The sequence below is a fragment of the Micromonospora sp. NPDC023869 genome (assembly GCF_055559695.1).
In genome coordinates, this window is record NZ_JBVHKD010000008.1 from 153670 (window position 1) to 173060 (window position 19391).

The following is a 19391-nucleotide window of genomic DNA, read 5'->3' on the forward strand; positions in this document are numbered from 1 at the left end:
GACCGGCGGCCGGCGAGCCGATCCAGCCGTCCGGATGGCCACGGATCAGGCGACTGGGCGGTGTGCCGCCTCCTCTCCGGCGTGGCGCAGGATCTGCTCGCGATCCCGGCCGTGCGCGACACTGACCAGGAAGCAGCCGGTGCCCGGGCGCAGCAGCGCCGGCACGTCCAGCAGGGCCGCGCCGCGCACCAGCACAGCGGCCAACTCCCGGTCGGTGATCCGGACGCCGAGGATGTGCCGGCGTACGTGTCGACCACCGGCCAGCAGCGCGGACCGCCAGGCGGCGGCGGCCAACCGGGTACGCCACAGCCGTCGGGCCGTCGAGGCGCCGGGCACCGGCCCCCCGAGCAGCTCCCGGCGGCCACGCCGCCACCCGTTCTCCACCATCGCCGCGTACGCCATCCGGTGCTCGCGGGCGACATGGATCTGGTGCAGTTCGTAGCGGCGGCGCAGCCCGCCCACCGCCGTCTCGTGCCGGACCGGGATGTGCAGGCGGTCGAGTAGCTGTCGGGTACGCCGCGCCGCCTCCTCCCGGTTGAACTCGATCGTCGCTGGGATGGCGGGTTGCTGGCCCGCGTACCGGTTGCCGGGAGCCGCCGGAGGCGGCATGCAGCGCAGCAGGCAGGCTGTTTCGAACGCGTCGGCCAGCGTGGTCCAGTCCAACGGCGGCAGGGTCGTCGCCTGGCGATGCCGGTCGAGCAGAATGGGTGCGGCAACCACCGGAGTGCCTCCTTGTGGTGTCGGGTCCTCCTTACGGTGACCTGTGACACCCGCGGGTGGTACCGATCCGGCTCAGCCTTGAGGAAATCTTGCGCCTGGTTACAGTTCGGAAACCACAACGTCGATCTGACGTGGACGGCCCGGCGTTCCGGCCTGCTCGCACACCGTGTACTTGAGGTCCCGCAGCGCCGTGACCAGCGCGTTCGCGCTGCGTGGCCGGGCCCCGGCGAGGAGCAGGTCCCGCACCAGGCGACCCTTGGTGGCCTTGTTGAAATGACTGACCACCGACCGCACCGGCTGCCCGTCCACCTCACGTTCGTGCAGCACGCGTACCGTCACGACGCGCTCGGCCGACGCGCCGCGCGGCGTCCAGGTTGCGGCGTACGCGCCGGACCGCAGGTCGAGCACCACGGCAGTGCCGGCCGCCTCGGTCAACACCGGCCCCAGCACCCGCCGCCAGTACGCCGACAGCGCACCGAGACCGGGCAGGCGGGCACCGATCGCGCAGCGGTACGGCGGGATCCGGTCGGTGAGCCGGACCGCCCCCCAGAGGCCGGAACTGACCAGCACCTGCCGGTGCGCCGCCCGCAGGGCGCTGGGCGGAAGCGTGGCCAGGTCGAGGGCCTCGTAGAGCACGCCGGTGTAGATCCTCTCGGCGGGGGCGGTGGCCGCCGCCGTCAGCCGGGCGTTACGCCGCAGCTCGACGTGCTGGCCGGCGCTGAGCCCGAGCGCGTCCAGTGCCGCCTCCGGTGGCCCGGCCGAGAGCGCCACCAGCGCGTCCAGCACCTCCCGGCGGGCGGGGTTGAGCGCCGGCAGCGAGAGCCGGTCCAGGTCCAGCTTGCGGCCGGTGCCGGCGTCGGCCTTGCCCTCGGAGGGCGGCAGCAGGATGAGCATGGGTGACTCTAACGCCAGGGGCGCAGCGGCTCCGGCGGGTGGTAGACCCGGAAGCCGCCGATCTCGGCGAGCAGGCTGCCGTCCGCACGGTCGCCGAGCAGTTCCCGCAGCCGCCGGTCCGCCGGTGCCCCGGCCGCCAACACGTACCCCGGCCGGGCGGCGCGGGCCAGCCGCCACCAGTACGCCGGATAGCGGTTCTGGCCCGGGTGCAGGTCGCCGTCGAGTACCCCGCAGACCACCTTCTCGGCGGTGTTGAAGATCAGCCGGTTGCAGGTCCAGTACTCGCCGTACACCTCGTGCAGACCGGCCGCGTGGAGCGTGGCGGCGAGTTGCCGCGCGTACCGTTCCTCCCGGCGGCCGGGGTCCGCGCCGGCGGTGGCGAACAGGACCGTGACCACCAGCGACGTCGCCGCCAGGGCGGCCAGGACGGCGGCGGCGAACGCGCCGGCCAGCCGTCCCAGCGCGCCGACGGTGCCCCGAACTCCGGCCACCGCCGCCGACCAGAGCGGCCACAGCACCGCCGGCAGCGACAGTTGCAGCACCGACAGGTACCGCGCGTTGCCCAGCGGGTCGCTCGCGGCGAGCGAACTGCGCACGTACGCCAGCAGCGTCAACGCCGCGCCGCCGAGCAGCGCGAGGTGCAGCACCGGTCCGACCCGGTCGGCGCGCCCGGCCCCCCGGCGGTACGCGCGCCCGGCGAGCACCGCCGCGACGACCAGCAGCACCGGGTAGAGCAGCCCGAACCACTCCTGCCACCGGGCGCAGCCGGAGAGCGGGCAGAGCCCACCCGCCAGCGACACCCCCTCCAACAGGCCACCGTCCAGCCGCTGCGTCCACGGTGGCGGCGCACCGGTGCCGCCGCTGATGGTGCGCAGCACCGACAGGGAGTCCTGTCCGGGCGGGGCGACCAGGTTGTCGCGGATCATCGGGGCGATCCCGACGGCGAACCCGACGAGCAGCAGCAGCCCGGCCCCACCGAGCAACTCCCGACGCACCGCCCACACCAGCGCCAGCCCGGCCACCGCCAGATACGGCACGATCAGCCAGTCCGACCAGACGGCCACCCCGGCGAGCAGCCCGAAGAGGCCGACGGCCAGCCGGCGGTGGCGGACCGTGCCCTGGGCCAGCCCGGCGACCAGCAGCAGCATCGCCAGCACCGCGACCTTGACCTCCGGTCGCCCGCCGACGGTCGTCACCTGGTCTCGGATCACCCGCTCGGAGCCGAGTGCCAGCAGCCCGACGACCAGGGTGGCGAACCACGGCGAACCGATCCGCCGCGTCAGCCGGTGGATCAGCCAGAGGAACACCGCGTAGAGCGCGAGCACCGGCAGCCGCAGCAGCGGCCAGCTCGGTCCGCCGACCGCGAGCAGGGGAGCGGCCAGGTACGACTGCAACATGCCCATGTAGCGCTGGCCGTACAGGAAGACCGGGTGCTCCCGGCCCTCGGCGATGTGCAGCGCGGCCAGTCCGAACGTCGCCTCGTCGCTGTTGGACACCGGCACGGTGTGCAGCACGAGGTACAGGCGGTAGCCGACCCCGGCCAGCCCGAGGAGCAGCGCGACGAGCGCCGGACGGTCGAGCCGGAGCCACCCCCGTCCGCGCAGTCGCCCTGATTGCGACCCTGCACGTGGCACGACCATCGCCTCCGTCGTCGTCCCGACCGGAGTTTCGCACGGCCGGACGCCGCTATGGGCCGCTTTGCCGCAGTTCGGGCGGGCTCGCGCGCCCGGCGGCACGGCCCTCGTCCGCGCGGTGGCCCACCGGGTGGCGGTGCGGGTTGTCCGGGGCCGCCGACGGGGTGCCGGGGCGGCTCTCGCGTGGCCGCGGTCGCCGACGTGTGGCAGGGTTGCACCCGTGCCACCCACTCCCGCCGGCCAACTGGCCATACCGACCCTGCACCGGGCCGCACGGATCGAGGACGCGGTGCACGCCGTGGTCGAGCGTCGGCTACGCCGGACGGGCTGGCGGATCAACATCATCGCGTACACCGGTTACGGCGCGCCCGGTTGGGCGCGGGTGATGTGCCGGGTGCTGCTCGGGCGACCGGACACCCGTCAGCGGGGCCGGCTGGAGAAGGTCCGGGGCTGGCGCAGCTTCACCACGCTGCCCGCCAAGCACGTCACGGTGACGATCGAGACCGGTGGGGTGACCCACGAGACACAGGCCGACCGCAGCGGCTTCGTCGACGTCGTGGTCGAGACGGACCTGCCGCCCGGCTGGGGTTCGGTGCGGCTCAGCGTCCCGGACGCCGAGCCGGTCGAGGCCCCGGTCCGCATCCTCGACCCGGAGGTCCGCTTCGGCGTCCTCTCCGACATCGACGACACGGTCATGGTCACCGCGCTGCCCCGGCCGCTGCTCGCCGCCTGGAACACCTTCGTGCTCGACGAGCACGCCCGGATGGCGGTACCCGGCATGGCCGTGCTCTACGAGCGCCTGGTCACCGCGCACCCCGGCGCCCCGGTGTTCTATCTGTCCACCGGCGCGTGGAACGTCGCCCCGACGCTCACCCGCTTCCTGTCCCGGCACCTCTATCCGGCCGGGCCGCTGCTGCTGACCGACTGGGGACCCACCCACGACCGCTGGTTCCGCAGCGGCCGGGAGCACAAGCGCGCCACCCTGGCCCGGCTGGCCAAGGAGTTCCCCGACGTCCGCTGGCTGCTCGTCGGCGACGACGGACAGCACGACCCGGAGATCTACCGCGAGTTCGCCGCCGCCCACCCGGACAACGTGGCGGGCGTGGCGATCCGGCGGCTCTCGCCCACCCAGGCGGTGCTGGCCGGTAGCCTCCCCGTCCCGCACGACAGCCCTGCCGAGGGGCCGATCGGGCAGAAGTGGCTCTCCGCCCCCGACGGCGCGGGCCTCTGGACCCTGCTGCGCGGCGCCGGCCTGGTCTGAGGCTGCTGCGCTGCTTCTCCCGGGCGCGCCGGGCGGCCCTGCCTGAGTCTGCCGAGCCGCCTTTGCTCTGCTTCAACCCACGCATTGGTTCCGGCAAAAGCGTTGCGTAGGTTGATGCAGAGCAAAGGGGCCGCAGTGGAGTGTGGTCGGGTACCTCACCCGCCGAGCGTCAGCCGCCGGGCGTGAGCGTCACCTCGCCCGTGCAGCCGGCCAGGTGCCGACGGTCTTCGAGCAGGTCGATGACCGCCTCCCGATTGGCGATGCGGGCCTCCGACAGCGCGTCCGGGTTCTGCCGCTGACCGGCGATGAAGGTCAGGTTGTTGCGGACGGCGGTGTCCAGGCCGTCGCAGTTCTCCGCCGCGCCGCCGTTGAGCGCCGCGTTCGGGTCCGCGTCCGGCACCTCGACCTCGCCGGTGCAGCCGGCCGCCGCGCGCCGCTGTTCGAGCTGGTCGATGACGGCCTGCCGGTTGGCGATCCGGGCCTCCGACAGCGGGTCCGGGAACACCAGTTGGTCGGCGATGAAGGCGAGGTTGTTGCCCACGGCCGTGTCGAGACCATCGCAGTTCTCGCTCGCCGAACTGGTCCCGGTCGCCGTCGCGAAGGCCACGCCGAGGGTCACCCCGATCGCCACGATCCCCGCGATCTTCCGCTGTCGCGGTGAGGTCCCGCGCCGACTGCTCCGGGTGGTACGCCTGCTGCTCGCCATCAATTCTCTTCCCCTCGTCGTCAGCTACCTCGGAGGTACGGGCGCGCGGGTGCCGAGGGTTCACCGCTCGGTGATCCACGTGCGAGCCCGGCGGATTGTTACCGACCTGGTGAGCGAGCTGTCACGCAGACGTGAGGCGGTGCGGGTCCCGCACCGTCCGCGACGCCCGCCGCCCGCTGCCCGCCGCCCGCTGCCCGCTGCCCGCCGCCCGCTGCCCGCTGCCCGCTGCCCGCCGTCCGCCCGACGGCCTGCCCCGCGCGGGGCATGGCTGCACCTGGCAGGGTCGAGGCCCGGCTGTGTGCAGCAGGGTCGGGGTCTGACTCTGTGCAGCAGGGTCAGGGCCGGTCCTGTACAAGGTTCGGGCCCTTTCGAGCTGAGAGCGGGAACGGATCGCGGAAGGTGGCCACCAGGCTGCGGCGTGTCGTGCCTGGCGACGCGATAGCGCGAACGGTTCAGCTCGACAGGAGCCGAGGAGGTATCCAGGGCCGAAGGGCATGCAGGCCGTGACGGCCACGCCCGTGACGGCCACGCCTCACAACGGCGGCCACGGCCGTGACAGCGGCCATGCCCCCAAACGGCCATGCCCCGTGACGGTCACAGCCGTGACGGCCACAGCCGCGACCGTCACGGCGGCGCGGTCCAGGGGTCAGGCCGGGCGGAGCCAGAGGGCGCCGAGCGGGGGGACGCGCAGGGCCACCGAGGCGGGCAGCCCGTGCCAGGGGATGTCCTGGGCGTGGACGGTGCCGAGGTTGCCGACGCCGGAACCGCCGTAGTGGTGGGCGTCGGTGTTGAGCACCTCGGCCCAGGCGCCCGCCGCCGGCAGACCGACCCGGTAGTCGTCCACGGGCCGGGCGGAGAAGTTGGCGACGCAGACCAGGGTCGCCCCGTCGGGAGCGATCCGGACGAACGAGACGGTGTTGTTGGCGACGTCGTCACCGGCGAGCCAGCGGAAACCGGCGGGGGAGGTGTCCTGCGCCCACAGGGCGGGGGTGTCCCGGTAGACCCGGTTGAGGTCGCCGACGAGGCGTTGCACGCCGGCCCGGGCCGGGTCGTGCAGGAGGTACCAGTCGAGGCCGCGCTCCTCGCTCCACTCCCGCTCGTCGGCCAGCTCGCAGCCCATGAAGAGCAGTTGCTTGCCCGGGTGCGCCCACATGTACGCCAGCAGCGCGCGCACGTTGGCCAGGCGCTGCCACTGGTCGCCGGGCATCTTGGCGAGCAGGGAGCCCTTGCCGTGCACCACCTCGTCGTGGCTGATCGGCAGCACGTAGTTCTCGCTCCAGGCGTACGCCAGGGAGAAGGTGAGCTGATGGTGGTGGTGCTGCCGGTAGATCGGGTCCTTCGAGGTGTAGAGCAGGGTGTCGTGCATCCAGCCCATGTTCCACTTGAAGCCGAAACCCAGCCCGCCGTCGCTGGTCGGGCGGGTCACCCCCGGCCAGGCGGTGGACTCCTCGGCGATCATCACCACCCCGGGGTGGTGCTTGTAGACCGTCGCGTTGGTCTCCTGCATGAACGCGATGGCCTCTAGGTTCTCCCGGCCGCCGTACTGGTTGGGCACCCACTGCCCGTCGGCCCGGGAGTAGTCGAGGTAGAGCATCGAGGCGACCGCGTCGACCCGCAGCCCGTCGACGTGGAACTCCTCAAGCCAGTAGAGCGCGTTGGCGACCAGGAAGTTGCGCACCTCGCGGCGGCCGAAGTCGAAGACGTACGTGCCCCAGTCCGGGTGCTCGCCGCGACGCGGGTCCGGGTGCTCGTAGAGCGGGGTACCGTCGAAGCGGGCCAGCGCCCACTCGTCCTTGGGGAAGTGCGCGGGCACCCAGTCCAGGATCACCCCGACACCGGCGGCGTGCAGCCGGTCCACGAGGTAGCGGAAGTCGTCCGGGTCGCCGAACCGGGACGTCGGGGCGAAGTAGCCGGTCACCTGGTAGCCCCAGGAGCCGCCGAACGGGTGCTCCATCACCGGCAGGAACTCCACGTGGGTGAAGCCCAACTCCACCACGTACGCGGTCAACTGCTCGGCCAGTTCCCGGTAGCCGAGGCCGGGCCGCCACGAGCCGAGGTGCACCTCGTACACGCTCATCGGCTCCTGGTGCGGCTGCTGCCTCGCCCGCCGGGCCAGCCAGTCCGCGTCCGTCCACTCGTAGGTCGAGCGGTGCACCACCGACGCGGTGGCCGGCGGCACCTCCGCGTACGCGGCGAGCGGGTCGGCCTTGTCCCGCCAGTACCCGTCCGCGCCGAGCACGCGGTACTTGTACCGGGCGCCGGACGCCACGCCGGGCACGAAGATCTCCCACACGCCGGTGGAGCCCAGCGACCGCATCGGCCAGCCGTCGTCCGGCGCCCAGCCGGTGAAGTCGCCGATCACCCGGACGCCCCGGGCGTTGGGGGCCCAGACGGTGAACGCCACGCCGTCGTCGCGTACCCGGGCACCGAGCGCCTCCCAGAGCCGCTCGTGCCGACCCTCGCCGATCAGGTGCAGGTCCAGCTCGCCCAGGGTCGGCGGGTGGCGGTACGGGTCGTCGTGCGGCTGCCCGTCCAACTCGATGCGGTAGTCGAGGACCTCACCGGGGACGGTCGCCTCGAAGACGCCGACGTCGTGCACCCGGGTCATCGGGTACCGCCGGTCCCCGACCAGCAGACACGGATCGGCCGCGCCCCGGCGCATCGTGCGGACCACCGTACGCCCGTTCGCCGGGTGGGCCCCGAGCACGGCGTGCGGGTCGTGGGTCTCCCCGGAGATCAGCTGGTCCATCGGGCGTCGTCCTTCGTGGCGGAGTCGGTGCCGCTGCGGGGACGGGCGGCAGTGGTGGGGACGGTGGTGGCGGTCTCGGGTGCGGGTGCGTCGGGGCGGCGTAGCACCAGCACGTGCGCGGGTTGCAGGTACGGGTCGAGGCGGACCGCGTTGCGCTGTCCCCAGTCGTAGGTGGCGCCGGTCAGCGCGTCGTGCACGGTGAACCGGTCGTGCCAGTCCAGGCCCAGCGCCGGCATGTCCAGCGTGGTGTTGCCCCACTGCACCGTGTGCGAGTCGAACGAGCAGACCACCAGCACCGTGTTGCCGGTCGTCGGGTCGTGCTTGGACCAGCAGAGCAGCGCCGGGTTGTCGATGTCGTGGAAGACCAGGTTCCGCAGCCGGTGCAGGGCCGGGTTCTCCCGGCGGACCCGGTTCAGGGTGGCGATGAACGGCGCCAGCGACCGCCCCTGCGCCAGCGCGCCGGCCCAGTCCCGGGGGCGCAGCTCGTACTTCTCGTTGTCGATGTACTCCTCCGCGCCGGGGCGCGCGACGTGCTCGAACAGCTCGAACCCGGCGTACATGCCCCAGGAGGGGGAGAGCAGCGCGGCCAGTACCGCCCGGATCTTGAACATCGGCGGTCCGCCGTGCTGCAACGAGGCGTGCAGGATGTCCGGCGTGTTCGGCCAGAAGTTCGGCCGCATGTAGTCGGCCGCCGCCACCAGCTCCTCGCAGTACTCGCGCATCTGCGCCGCCGAGGTCCGCCAGGTGAAGTACGTGTACGACTGGGTGAAGCCGACCTTCGCCAGCCCGTGCATCATCGCCGGTCGGGTGAACGCCTCGGCGAGGAACAGCACGTCCGGGTCGACCTGCTTGACCTCGCCGATCAGCCAGTACCAGAAGTCGACCGGCTTGGTATGCGGGTTGTCCACCCGGAAGATCTTGACGCCCTCGCCGACCCAGTGCAGCACCACCCGCAGTACCTCGGCGCGGATGCCCTCCGGGTCGTTGTCGAAGTTGACCGGATAGATGTCCTGGTACTTCTTCGGCGGGTTCTCCGCGTACGCGATGCTGCCGTCGGCCCGGGTGGTGAACCACTCCGGGTGCTCGGTGACCCAGGGGTGGTCGGGGGCGCACTGCAACGCCAGGTCCATCGCCACCTCCAGGCCGTGTTCGGCGGCGGCGGCGACGAAGTCGCGGAAGTCCTCCGGCGTACCCAGATCGGGGTGGATGGTGTCGTGCCCGCCCTCGGCGGCGCCGATGGCCCACGGCGAACCCACGTCGTCCGGCCCGGCGACCAGCGTGTTGTTGGGGCCCTTGCGGTTGACCCGGCCGATCGGGTGGATCGGCGGCAGATAGAGCACGTCGAAGCCCATCGCGGCGACCCCCGGCAGCCGCTGCGTGGCGGTGGCGAAGGTGCCGGAGCGGGCCGGCGCGTCGACGGTGGCCGGGATCGCGCCCTCGGAGCGGGGGAAGAATTCGTACCAGGCGGAGAAGAGGGCCCGCTCGCGGTCCACCCAGATGCGGTACTCCTCGCCGGTGGTGACCAGCTCGCGCACCGGGTGCGCCCAGAGCAGGTCGGCCAGGGCCAGCGCCGGAGCCACCCGCTGTGGCAGCGGCAGCGCCGTGTCGCCCAGCGCGCGTACCGCCTCGTCCAGGCCCGCCCGCTCGGCGGCCGGGACCAGGTCGGCGGCGGCCCGCAGCACGCGTACGCCCTCGGCCAGATCGTTGGCCAGCTCAGCCGGCCCCTGGCCCGCGGCGATCTTCTTGGTCACCGCGTTGTGCCAGGTCAGGTACGGGTCGCTGAATGCCTCGACGGTGAAGATCCAGTCACCGACGGCGTCCGGCACGATCGTTGCGTGCCACCGGTCCAGGCCCGGCTCGCCCGGTCTCATCCGGGTGAACGGTCGCGCCAGCCCGTCCGGGCCCAGCCAGACCACGTTGCAGCCGAGCGCGTCGTGCCCCTCGCGGTAGGCGCATGCCGACACCGGCACCACCTCGCCGACGACCGCTCGGGCCGGGTAGCGACCGCAGGAGACGACGGGGGAGACGTCTTCGATCGGGAACCGTCCGCTCACCGCCTCAACCTACTGTGCGAGATCGGCTCGCGCTCGTTCGACCGCCGTACCGTGCCCCACTTGCCCCGCCGCGCCTGCCGCACTCGCACTGGCTCGATCTGCCCGCGCGCGGGGCGCGCCGGTCGGCGCGCGTCGGAGATCAGGCCGGCGGTTCCGGCGAAACGAACGATCCCTTGCCCTGGTGGACCTCGATCCAGCCCCGCTCGTCGAGGATGCGGAGCGCGAACCTGATCGGCGTGGGACTCGCCTGGTACTGCTCGCACAGTTGAGCGATGGAGGGCAGCTTCTGGCCGGGCCGCAGTGCGCCGGATCGCACCGATGCGATCACGTCGGCAATGACCTGCTCGTACACGGGTTGTCTGGGCATGGCAACGCCTCTCGTCAGCGCGTCGAGCATGCCACGCCGAGGCTACATCCTGTGTATGCAGTGTTGACTGTGTATACAGAGCGCGCTAAGTTGTGCTGGGCCTCTCGTCAGCAACGGAGTGCCTTTGACCAGGGCGGGGCGGTCCCCCCGGTGCCGCCCCGCCCTGCCGTGCACCTTCTCGACGCGCTCGCTCCGCCTCGACTTCCCGACTTCCGCCGCACACCTCCCGCCGCCCCCCCAAGGAGGCATGATGCCCCAGCCCTTCCGCCGCCGATCAAGGAGTTGTGGCAGGAGATTCGTTGCCATACGCGGCTTTCGTCAGCGCCACGACTCCATGATCGGCGCCGGAGGTGGGGGCGGGTCCATGATCGGCGCTGGAGGTTGGCGGCGGGTGGGGTGGGGGCGGTGAGTGAGGTGCCGGTGGGGCGGCGGATCGCGCAGTGGCGGGTCCGGCGGAACATGACGCAGCAGCAGTTCGCCGACCGGATCGGCAAGTCCAAGAGCTGGGTGGACAAGGTCGAGCGTGGGGAGCGCCGGGTGGAGCGGGTGTCGAACCTGCGGGAGGTGGCCGACGCGCTCCGGATCGACCTGGCGGCCCTGCTGCCGGGCCGGGCCGGGCGGTCCGCCCCCGCAGTCGCCGGGGTGGAACGGGTTCGGGCCGCCCTGGCCAGGTACCACGTTCCGGCGTCGTCTCGTCCGGTCGACGTGGAGCAGGTGCGGGCCCGACTGGACCATGCCGAGCAGAGCTACCGGCATGCCCGGTACCCAGCCCTGCTCAGGCTGCTACCGGACCTGCTCGACGCGGTCCGGCAGGTGCGGGTCGACCGTCCCGATCCGGTCGGCGACGAGTTGCTGGTCGGCGCGTACGGGCTGGTTGCTCTGGCTTTGATCAAGGTGGACCAGCGGGAGTCGGCGTGGTTGGCGGCGGACCGGGGGATGGCCGTCGCCCTGGGGGCCGGGGACGCGCTGCTGGTCGCCGTCGCGACCGTACCGCTGAGTCAGGCGCTGCGGGCGGTCGGGCGGCGGCGGTCCGCGATGGATGCGACGGTCGTGGCCGCGCAACGGATCGCGCAGCAGACCGGCGACGCGGCGGCACTGCGCACGACGTTGCTGGTCCAGGCGGGTCTGGCCGCCGGTGGTCGGGGCGACGGCCGTAACGCACGCGAGCTGATCGACCAGGCTGCGGCGATCGTGCCCGAGCTGCCGGACGGCTACGGTACGGCGGCGGTGGAGGCGGCGCGGGTGGTGATCGCGGCCGACCTCGGGGACGTCGGGGTGGCGGCGGCTCGACACGTTCGGCTGACGGCGGGCAGCGGGTGGCGGTGGCTGCCGACCGAGCACCGGGCGGCGTACCTGCTCGACGTGGCCCGCGCGCACGCCCGCTGCGGCGACATGCTCCAGGCGGGGCGGGCGTTGTTGGACGCCGAGCGGACCGCTCCCGGGGAGGTACGCGACCGCCCGTCCGCCCGCGCTCTGGTCGCCGTGGTGGCCCGCGCCCCCACCGCTCCCGCCCCGCTCACCCGCCTCGCCACCACCCTGCACGCCGGTGGCGACGGTGCGGGGTGAGTTGTGTTGGACGGTGCGGGGTGAGCTGTGTTGGGGTGCGGGGTGCGCTGTGTTGGGGTGCGGGGTGAGCGGTGTTAGCAGGGGACCCCTGCTATGCACGAGGCGTTAATAAGGTGCCCTTCCTTACACCAAAAGCCTTACACCGACAGCGAGCGGTACAGGTCGAGCGTCTGGCGGGCGATCGCGTCCCACGAGAAGTGCTCCACCGCGCGCCGCCGCCCGGCCCGCCCGAGGGTCGCCGCACGTTCCGGGTCGGCGAGCAGCGTGTTCAGTCGGTCCGCCAGGTCGGCCTCGAAGCGGGCCGGATCCAGCGGGCGGCCCGAGCCGTCGGTGGCCTGCTCGATCGGGACCAGCAGGCCGGTCTCGCCGTCGGCGACCACCTCGGGGATGCCGCCGGTGGCGGTGGCGACGACGGCGGTCTCACAGGCCATCGCCTCCAGGTTGACGATGCCCATCGGCTCGTACACGGACGGGCAGACGAAGATGGTGGCGTGGGTGAGCACCTGGATCACCTCGGACTTGGGCAGCATCTCGGCCACCCAGACCACCCCGGAGCGGCCGGACCGCAGCTCGGCGACCAGGCCCTCCACCTCGGCGGCGATCTCCGGTGTGTCCGGTGCGCCGGCCAGCAGCACGAGCTGCGTCTCCGGCGGCAGTTCGCGGGCGGCCCGCAGCAGGTGCGGCAGGCCCTTCTGGTGGGTGATCCGCCCGACGTAGACCACGCTGGGCAGGGCGGGGTCGATGCCGAGTCGGGTCAGCACGTCGGTGCCCGGGTCGGGGGCGTACTGCGCGGTGTCGATCCCGTTGTAGATCACCTTGACCCGCTCCGGGTCCACCGACGGGTACGCGGCCAGCACGTCCCGGCGCATGCCGGCGCTGACCGCCACCACGGCGTCGGCGGACTCGTAGGCGGTGCGCTCGCACCAGGAGGAGAGCGCGTAGCCGCCACCGAGCTGGTCGGCCTTCCACGGTCGCAGCGGCTCCAGGCTGTGCGCGGTCACCACGTGCGGCACGCCGTACAGCAGCTTCGCGGTGTGTCCGGCCAGGTTGGCGTACCAGGTGTGGCTGTGCACCACGTCCGCGCCGGCACACCCGGCGGCCATCTCCAGGTCCACGCCCATGGTCCGCAGCGCGGCGTTCGTCCCGGCCAGGGCCGGCGGGTCCGCGTACGCCCGGACTCCCGGCTCGGTACGCGGCGCGCCGAAGCAGTGAACCCGGACCTCGGTGATCCGGCGCAGCTCACGGGCCAGGTACTCGACGTGGACCCCGGCGCCGCCGTACACCTCGGGCGGGTACTCCCGGGTGAGCAGGTCGACGCGAAGGGGGGCGGAGTCGGTCATGCCCGGCACCCTAGTGCAGAAGTGTGCCCGTACGAGTGGTGAAGCGGCACGGGGATGGATAGCGTCTGGTCATGGCTGCCAAGGTGCTCGCGATCGTCCTGGCCGGCGGAGAGGGCAAGCGCCTGATGCCGCTGACCACGGACCGGGCCAAGCCGGCCGTCCCGTTCGGCGGGATGTACCGCATGGTCGACTTCGTCCTCTCCAACCTGGCCAACGCCGGCTATCTGAAGATCGTCGTGCTGACCCAGTACAAGTCCCATTCCCTCGACCGGCACATCACCAAGACCTGGCGGATGTCGACGCTGCTCGGCAACTACGTGACGCCGGTGCCCGCGCAGCAGCGTCGGGGCCCCTGGTGGTTCGCCGGCTCCGCCGACGCGATCTATCAGAGCTTCAACCTGATCTACGACGAGCAGCCCGACTACGTGATCGTCTTCGGTGCCGACCACATCTACCGGATGGACCCTCGGCAGATGGTGGAGGACCACATCGCCTCCGGTGCCGGGGTGACGGTGGCCGGCATCCGGCAGCCGCTGCACACCGCCGATCAGTTCGGTGTGATCGAGGTGGGTGAGGACGGTCGGCGGATCCGGGCCTTCCGGGAGAAGCCCACCGACGCGGCCGGGCTGCCGGACGCGCCCGACGAGATCTACGCCTCGATGGGCAACTACGTCTTCACCACCAAGACGCTGATCGAGGCGGTGGAGCGCGACGCCGAGGACAAGACCAGCAAGCACGACATGGGCGGCAGCATCATCCCGATGCTGGTGGAGCGCGGCGAGGCCAACGTCTACGACTTCCGCGACAACGAGGTGCCGGGCAGCACCGACCGGGACCGGGGCTACTGGCGCGACGTGGGGACGCTCGACTCCTTCTACGACGCACACATGGACCTGATCAACGTCCACCCGGTGTTCAACCTCTACAACTTCGACTGGCCGATCTACACCGACCAGCCGCCGTACCCGCCGGCCAAGTTCGTGCACCAGTGGGGTGAGCGGGTCGGTCGCGCGGTCGCCTCGATGGTGTCGCCCGGCGCGGTGATCTCCGGCTCGCTGGTGGAGAACTCGATCGTCTCGCCGAAGGTCAAGGTGCACTCCTGGGCACACGTGGACGGCGCGGTGCTGATGGAGGGCGTCGAGGTCGGCCGGCACGCGGTGGTGCGCCGGGCCATCCTCGACAAGAACGTCTACGTGCCCGAGGGCGCGGAGATCGGCGTGGACCTGGAACGGGACCGGCAGCGCTACACCGTCTCGGACAACGGGATCGTGGTCATCGGCAAAGGACAGAAGGTGGAGCCATGAGCGGTCACCCGCGCGCGGGCAAGCCAGCACAGCCCGCCGATCTGGTCGACGTACCGCGGCTGGTGACGGCCTACTACGCCGAGCATCCCGACCCGGCCGACCCGGCGCAGCAGGTCTCCTTCGGCACCTCGGGACATCGCGGGTCGAGCCTGCGTAACGCGTTCAACTCCGATCACATCCTGGCGGTCACCCAGGCGCTCTGTGACTACCGGCGGGAGCAGGGCGTCGACGGGCCGCTGTTCCTGGGCCGGGACACCCATGCGTTGTCCACCCCGGCGGCCGTGGACGCCCTGGAGGTGCTCGCCGCCAACGAGGTCACCGTGCTGCTGGACAGCCGGGACGGCTACACCCCGACCCCGGCGGTCTCGCACGCCATCCTCACCCACAACCGGGGTCGCACCAGCGGGCTCGCCGACGGCATCGTGATCACCCCGTCGCACAACCCGCCGGACGACGGCGGGTTCAAGTACAACCCGACCCACGGCGGTCCGGCGGACTCCGACGTCACCCGGTGGATCCAGGACCGCGCGAACGCGATCCTCGCCGCCGGGCTCAAGGAGGTGCGGCGCATCCCGTACGCGCGGGCCCGCGCCGTCGACACCACCGGCACGTACGACTTCCTCGGCGCGTACGTGGACGACCTGCCGGCGGTGATCGACCTGGACGCGATCCGCGACGCCGGGGTGCGGATCGGCGCCGATCCGCTCGGCGGGGCCAGTGTCGACTACTGGGGCGAGATCGCCCAGCGGCACCGGTTGGAGTTGACCGTGGTCAACCCGACCGTGGACCCGACGTGGCGGTTCATGACCCTGGACGGCGACGGCAAGATCCGGATGGACTGCTCGTCGCCGAACGCGATGGCCTCGCTGATCGCGATGCGCGCCGACTACCAGGTGGCCACCGGCAACGACGCGGACGCCGACCGGCACGGCATCGTCACGCCGGACGCCGGACTGATGAACCCGAACCACTACCTGGCGGTGGCGATCGCCCACCTGTTCCGTACCCGGGAGCAGTGGGGTCCGGACGCCGCCGTCGGCAAGACGCTGGTCTCCTCCTCGATGATCGACCGGGTCGCCGCCGACCTCGGGCGTCCGCTGCTGGAGGTGCCGGTCGGCTTCAAGTGGTTCGTGCCCGGGCTGCTCGACGGCGCGGTGGGCTTCGGCGGCGAGGAGAGCGCGGGCGCCTCGTTCCTGCGCCGCGACGGCGGGACGTGGACCACCGACAAAGACGGTCTCCTGCTCTGCCTGCTCGCCGCCGAGATCATCGCGACCACCGGCCGGACGCCCAGCGAGCACTGGGCCGAGTTGGCCGACCGGTTCGGTGCGCCCGCGTACGCCCGGATCGACGCGCCGGCCACCCGGGAGCAGAAGGCCGTGCTCGGCAAGCTCTCCCCGGAGCAGGTCCGCGCCACCGAGTTGGCGGGTGAGCCGATCACCGCCACGCTCACCGCCGCGCCCGGCAACGGCGCGCCGATCGGCGGGCTCAAGGTGACGACCGCCTCGGGCTGGTTCGCCGCCCGCCCCTCGGGCACCGAGGACGTCTACAAGATCTACGCCGAGTCGTTCCAGGGGCCCGAGCACCTGGCCCGGGTCCAGCAGGAGGCGCAGGAGCTGGTCACCGAGGTGCTGTCCGGCGCCTGAGGGCCCAGCGGGTATGCCGCGTGCCGTCACCCGGTGCGGGTGACGGCACGACGGTGTGGTGTGTCAGCGGGCCAGTGGGATGCCCGGCTGGCGTTCCCGGGGCGTACCCGGCAGGACGCCGCAGAGCGCGGCGAGTTGGTCGACGATCAGGCCCGGGTCGCCGAACGGGTCGAGTGCGCTGACCTCAAGTGGGTCCAGGGCCGGCACGCTCACGTGTGAGATCAGCGGATGCAGCGGCCGGTGGTCGGCCTCGCCGTGGCCGAGCAGGTCCTCGTGCAGTTTCTCGCCGGGACGCAGTCCGGTGTAGACGACCTGCACCGGGCTGGCCGACTGGGCGACCATGCGGCGGGCCAGGTCGTCGATGCGGACGGGCTCGCCCATGTCGAGCACCAGCGCCTCGCCGTCGCGTCCGATGCTGGCCGCCTGGAGGACCAGGTGCACCGCCTCCTGCACGGTCATCAGGTACCGCGTCACGTCGGGGTGCGTGACGGTCAGCGGCTGTCCCGCCTCGATCTGCCGCTGGAAGGCGGTCACCACGGAGCCTCGGCTGCTGAGCACGTTGCCGAACCGGACACTGAGGAAGGTGCCCGGGTGGGTGGCCGCGGCGTGGGCGGTGAGCATCTCGGTGAGGCGCTTGGAGTAGCCGAGCACGCTGATCGGGTTGGCCGCCTTGTCGGTGGAGATGTTGACGAAGCGGGCGACGTCCCGGCAGGCGTCCAGGACGGTGAGCGTGCCCCAGACGTTGGTCTTGATCGCCTCACCGGGGTGCCGTTCCAGCAGGGTCAGGTGCTTCAGTGCGGCGGCGTGGAAGACGATCTCGGGGCGGCGGTCCCGCATGATGCGCCGGATCCCTTCGTCGTCGCGCAGGTCGGCGAGGATGAGTTCGGGGCCGTCGAGCAACGCCCGCCCGGTGAGGGACATCTGGAGGCTGTGCAGCGCAGACTCGTCCCGGTCGAGCATCATCAGCTCGCCCGGGTTGGCGCGCATGATCTGCCGGCACAGTTCCGACCCGATCGAGCCCCCGGCGCCGGTGACCAGAACCCGCCGACCGGCGAGGCCGTTGTCGTCGAGCGTCAGGTCGCCGACCACCTGGCGGCGGCCGAGCAGGTCGCTGATCTGCACGTCGCGGACGTCGCTGACCCGGATCCGGTGGTCCACCAACTCCCGGACCGGCGGAATGATCTTGAAGGCGGCGCCGGTCCGGAGGGTGATCTCCCGGATCTCCCGGATCAGGGTCGCGTCGGCGTTCGCCACCGAGAAGATCAGTGTGGTCGCGCCGGTGCGGCGGACCGCCTCGGCGAGCTGCTTCCGGCCGCCCAGCACCGGGACCCCGGCGATGCGCAGGTCACGCCGCTCCGGGTCGTCGTCCAGCGCGCCGACCGGCAGGTAGCGCCCCTTCGGGTCGCCGAGCATGGCCCGGACCAGCCCCTGACCGGCCTCGCCGAGACCGAAGAGGAGCACCGGAGTGGCCGACCGGGCGTCCGGACGCATGGCCCGGTCCCGGCGGTGCCGGTGCAGCAGGCGGGAGCAGAGCATGAACAGCAGGGCCAGTGCGCCGCCGACCACCGGGGTGCTGGCCGGAACCGGGCGGTCGCCGAAGGCGAGCAGGGCGAGCAGCACCAGGGCGGCCGTGGTGGCGGTCGTACCGGCGAGCCCACGAACCTCCTCGATGGTGCCCAGCGGCTGCCGGCCGGAGTAGATCCGCCGCAGCGCGCTGATGCCGACGTGCAGCACGGCGGTGGCGGCACCGAGCAGCATCACGTCGACGGCCTGGTCGGCGGTGAGCACCTGTTCGTGTCGGGCCCAGCCGGCCACGGTGAAGCCGCCGACCCAGGCGAGGGCGTCGGCGGCGAGGAAGACTGCGGTACGGCGTCGGTTCACTCTGGTCCGGTCCCGGGGCGTCGGCGTTATCTCGGGTGGCATGACGATCTCCCCTGTCCTGTCCGTGGCCGGTGGAGACCCACATCAGGTCAGGGGCCACGTACGTCCCCTAACTGCTTAGCGGAATTAAGGTCGTGCGATTCCCTCTTTCACGTTTCTCTAGCCGATCGTTCATTTCCGGAAGTGCGAACAACTGTCGCGTGTAGGGAAAGGGGAGACATTCTCCGAATGCAGAGACGTCGAGTTCACTCCGGCGGTGGTATCCGGCGGTCGAGGCGGTGACGCAGTTCCTCGGGGAGCAGTTCGCGCAGTTGCTCGGGCAGCAGTGGCAGGTCCAGCAGGCTCAGCTTGAGCTGGCTGCGCTCCTGGAAGCGGCCCGGGTCGAGGCGTACCACCAGGCCCGCGTCGTGCCGGTAGCGGATGTCGACCGCGCCGGAGGTCGACCCCTCGCGGATCAGCAGCCCGTCGACCTCCACCGCCACCGGCCCGGACCCGGGCCGCAGCTCCAGCCGGACGTTCTCGTCGGGGGAGAGCACCACGGCCCGGGAGATGCCGGACATCGGCGCGCTCGGGGTCACCACCACCGCCCGCGTGGCCGGGGAGATCAACGGCCCGCCCGCCGCGTAGCTGTAGGCCGTCGACCCGGCCGGCGTGCTGACCACCACCGCGTCGCAGCGGTAGTAGCCGTAGCGGCGTCCGTCGACGGCCAGGGTGGCGGTGACGAAACCCTGGCCCGGCGCGCGGATCAGCGCGATGTCGTTGAACGCGACCACGTCGTCGCCGCACACGTCGCAGGCCAGGCAGCTGTGCCCCGCCACGGTGTAGTCCCGGGTCAGCAGCCGGTCCAGCGCCGCTGGCACCTCCGGCGGCTCCACCTCGACCAGGAACCCGACCTTGCCCAGGTGTACGCCGAGCACCGGCGTGGGGTCGTCCACGGCCATCCGGAGCGCGCCCAGCATGGTGCCGTCCCCGCCGATGCTGATCAGCACGTCGGAGCGGGCGACGAGCTCCGCCGCCGGCATCGGCCGGACCGACTCGGGGACCCGGTGCCGGTCCTCGACGCGTACCGCCAGGGTGGCGTCGTGCCGAACGGCCCAGGCCGCGATGGTGTCCACCACGGGTGAGGTGTCCCGGGTGGGATGGAGCACCAGCCCGAGGCGGATACCGTCCATGCGCTCAGCTCACCACAGTCCGGTCGGTCGTACGGGGCTACCCGTGGGTGTCGACGGGCGGATGGCCGACCCGCGCGGCCGGAGCGCTTACCCGAGAATT

14 protein-coding genes are annotated in these 19391 nt (G+C 72.2%); 4 read left to right on the plus strand and 10 right to left on the minus strand.

What is annotated here, in order from left to right; all coding sequences use genetic code 11:
- Positions 1-45: 45 nt before the first annotated feature.
- The 3 genes from ACZ31C_RS22140 to ACZ31C_RS22150 form a co-directional block, all read right to left on the minus strand.
- Complete coding sequence (locus ACZ31C_RS22140; protein ID WP_350695273.1) at positions 46-720, minus strand: hypothetical protein; 675 nt, start codon at positions 718-720, stop codon at positions 46-48.
- A gap of 99 nt (positions 721-819) precedes the next feature.
- Positions 820-1614 carry a peroxide stress protein YaaA gene (gene yaaA / locus ACZ31C_RS22145; RefSeq protein WP_465796886.1) on the minus strand — a complete coding sequence of 265 codons (795 nt, stop codon included), beginning with the start codon at positions 1612-1614 and terminating at the stop codon, positions 820-822.
- 8 nt (positions 1615-1622) lie between these two features.
- Positions 1623-3248, minus strand: a complete 1626-nt coding sequence (locus tag ACZ31C_RS22150) for an ArnT family glycosyltransferase (RefSeq protein ID WP_465796887.1) — start codon at positions 3246-3248, stop codon at positions 1623-1625.
- Positions 3249-3468: 220 nt separating this feature from the next.
- Between ACZ31C_RS22150 and ACZ31C_RS22155 the strand changes: the two genes are divergently transcribed.
- Complete coding sequence (locus tag ACZ31C_RS22155) at positions 3469-4509, plus strand: App1 family protein (RefSeq protein WP_396746379.1); 1041 nt, start codon at positions 3469-3471, stop codon at positions 4507-4509.
- Positions 4510-4678: 169 nt separating this feature from the next.
- On the opposite strand, the gene ACZ31C_RS22160 is transcribed toward ACZ31C_RS22155, so the two are convergent.
- The 4 genes from ACZ31C_RS22160 to ACZ31C_RS22175 form a co-directional block, all read right to left on the minus strand.
- Positions 4679-5215, minus strand: a complete 537-nt coding sequence (locus ACZ31C_RS22160; protein ID WP_465796888.1) for a hypothetical protein — start codon at positions 5213-5215, stop codon at positions 4679-4681.
- Between the two features lie 646 nt (positions 5216-5861).
- Complete coding sequence (gene glgB, locus ACZ31C_RS22165) at positions 5862-7964, minus strand: 1,4-alpha-glucan branching protein GlgB (RefSeq protein WP_465796889.1); 2103 nt, start codon at positions 7962-7964, stop codon at positions 5862-5864.
- Positions 7952-10018 carry an alpha-1,4-glucan--maltose-1-phosphate maltosyltransferase gene (locus tag ACZ31C_RS22170; protein WP_465796890.1) on the minus strand — a complete coding sequence of 689 codons (2067 nt, stop codon included), beginning with the start codon at positions 10016-10018 and terminating at the stop codon, positions 7952-7954. Before ACZ31C_RS22170 ends, glgB begins: the two co-directional genes overlap by 13 nt.
- Before the next feature lie 139 nt (positions 10019-10157).
- Positions 10158-10415, minus strand: a complete 258-nt coding sequence (locus ACZ31C_RS22175) for a winged helix-turn-helix domain-containing protein (protein WP_223884418.1) — start codon at positions 10413-10415, stop codon at positions 10158-10160.
- Positions 10416-10790: 375 nt separating this feature from the next.
- Here ACZ31C_RS22175 and ACZ31C_RS22180 point away from each other — a divergent pair, with 375 nt between their 5' ends.
- Entirely contained in the window at positions 10791-11951 is a 1161-nt protein-coding gene (locus ACZ31C_RS22180) for a helix-turn-helix domain-containing protein (RefSeq protein ID WP_465796891.1), read from the plus strand.
- 137 nt (positions 11952-12088) lie between these two features.
- Here ACZ31C_RS22180 and glgA read toward each other — a convergent pair whose 3' ends face one another.
- Positions 12089-13291, minus strand: a complete 1203-nt coding sequence (gene glgA / locus ACZ31C_RS22185; RefSeq protein WP_465796892.1) for a glycogen synthase — start codon at positions 13289-13291, stop codon at positions 12089-12091.
- A gap of 71 nt (positions 13292-13362) precedes the next feature.
- Here glgA and glgC point away from each other — a divergent pair, with 71 nt between their 5' ends.
- Together glgC and pgm are read left to right on the plus strand one after the other, a co-directional pair.
- The gene (gene glgC, locus ACZ31C_RS22190; RefSeq protein WP_465796893.1) at positions 13363-14595 is read left to right on the plus strand and encodes a glucose-1-phosphate adenylyltransferase; all 1233 of its coding nucleotides are present in this window, start codon (positions 13363-13365) and stop codon (positions 14593-14595) included.
- On the plus strand, positions 14592-16238 hold the full coding sequence (gene pgm, locus ACZ31C_RS22195; protein WP_465796894.1) for a phosphoglucomutase (alpha-D-glucose-1,6-bisphosphate-dependent): 1647 nt from the start codon (positions 14592-14594) through the stop codon (positions 16236-16238). The genes glgC and pgm overlap by 4 nt, the downstream gene beginning before the upstream one ends.
- A gap of 63 nt (positions 16239-16301) precedes the next feature.
- Here pgm and ACZ31C_RS22200 read toward each other — a convergent pair whose 3' ends face one another.
- Positions 16302-18161 (minus strand): polysaccharide biosynthesis protein, encoded by a 1860-nt coding sequence (locus ACZ31C_RS22200; RefSeq protein ID WP_465796895.1) that lies wholly within the window; start codon positions 18159-18161, stop codon positions 16302-16304.
- Between the two features lie 203 nt (positions 18162-18364).
- A complete protein-coding gene (locus ACZ31C_RS22205; RefSeq protein WP_465796896.1) occupies positions 18365-19291 on the minus strand; it encodes an NAD(+)/NADH kinase in 927 nt (308 codons plus the stop codon).
- Positions 19292-19391: the final 100 nt, after the last annotated feature.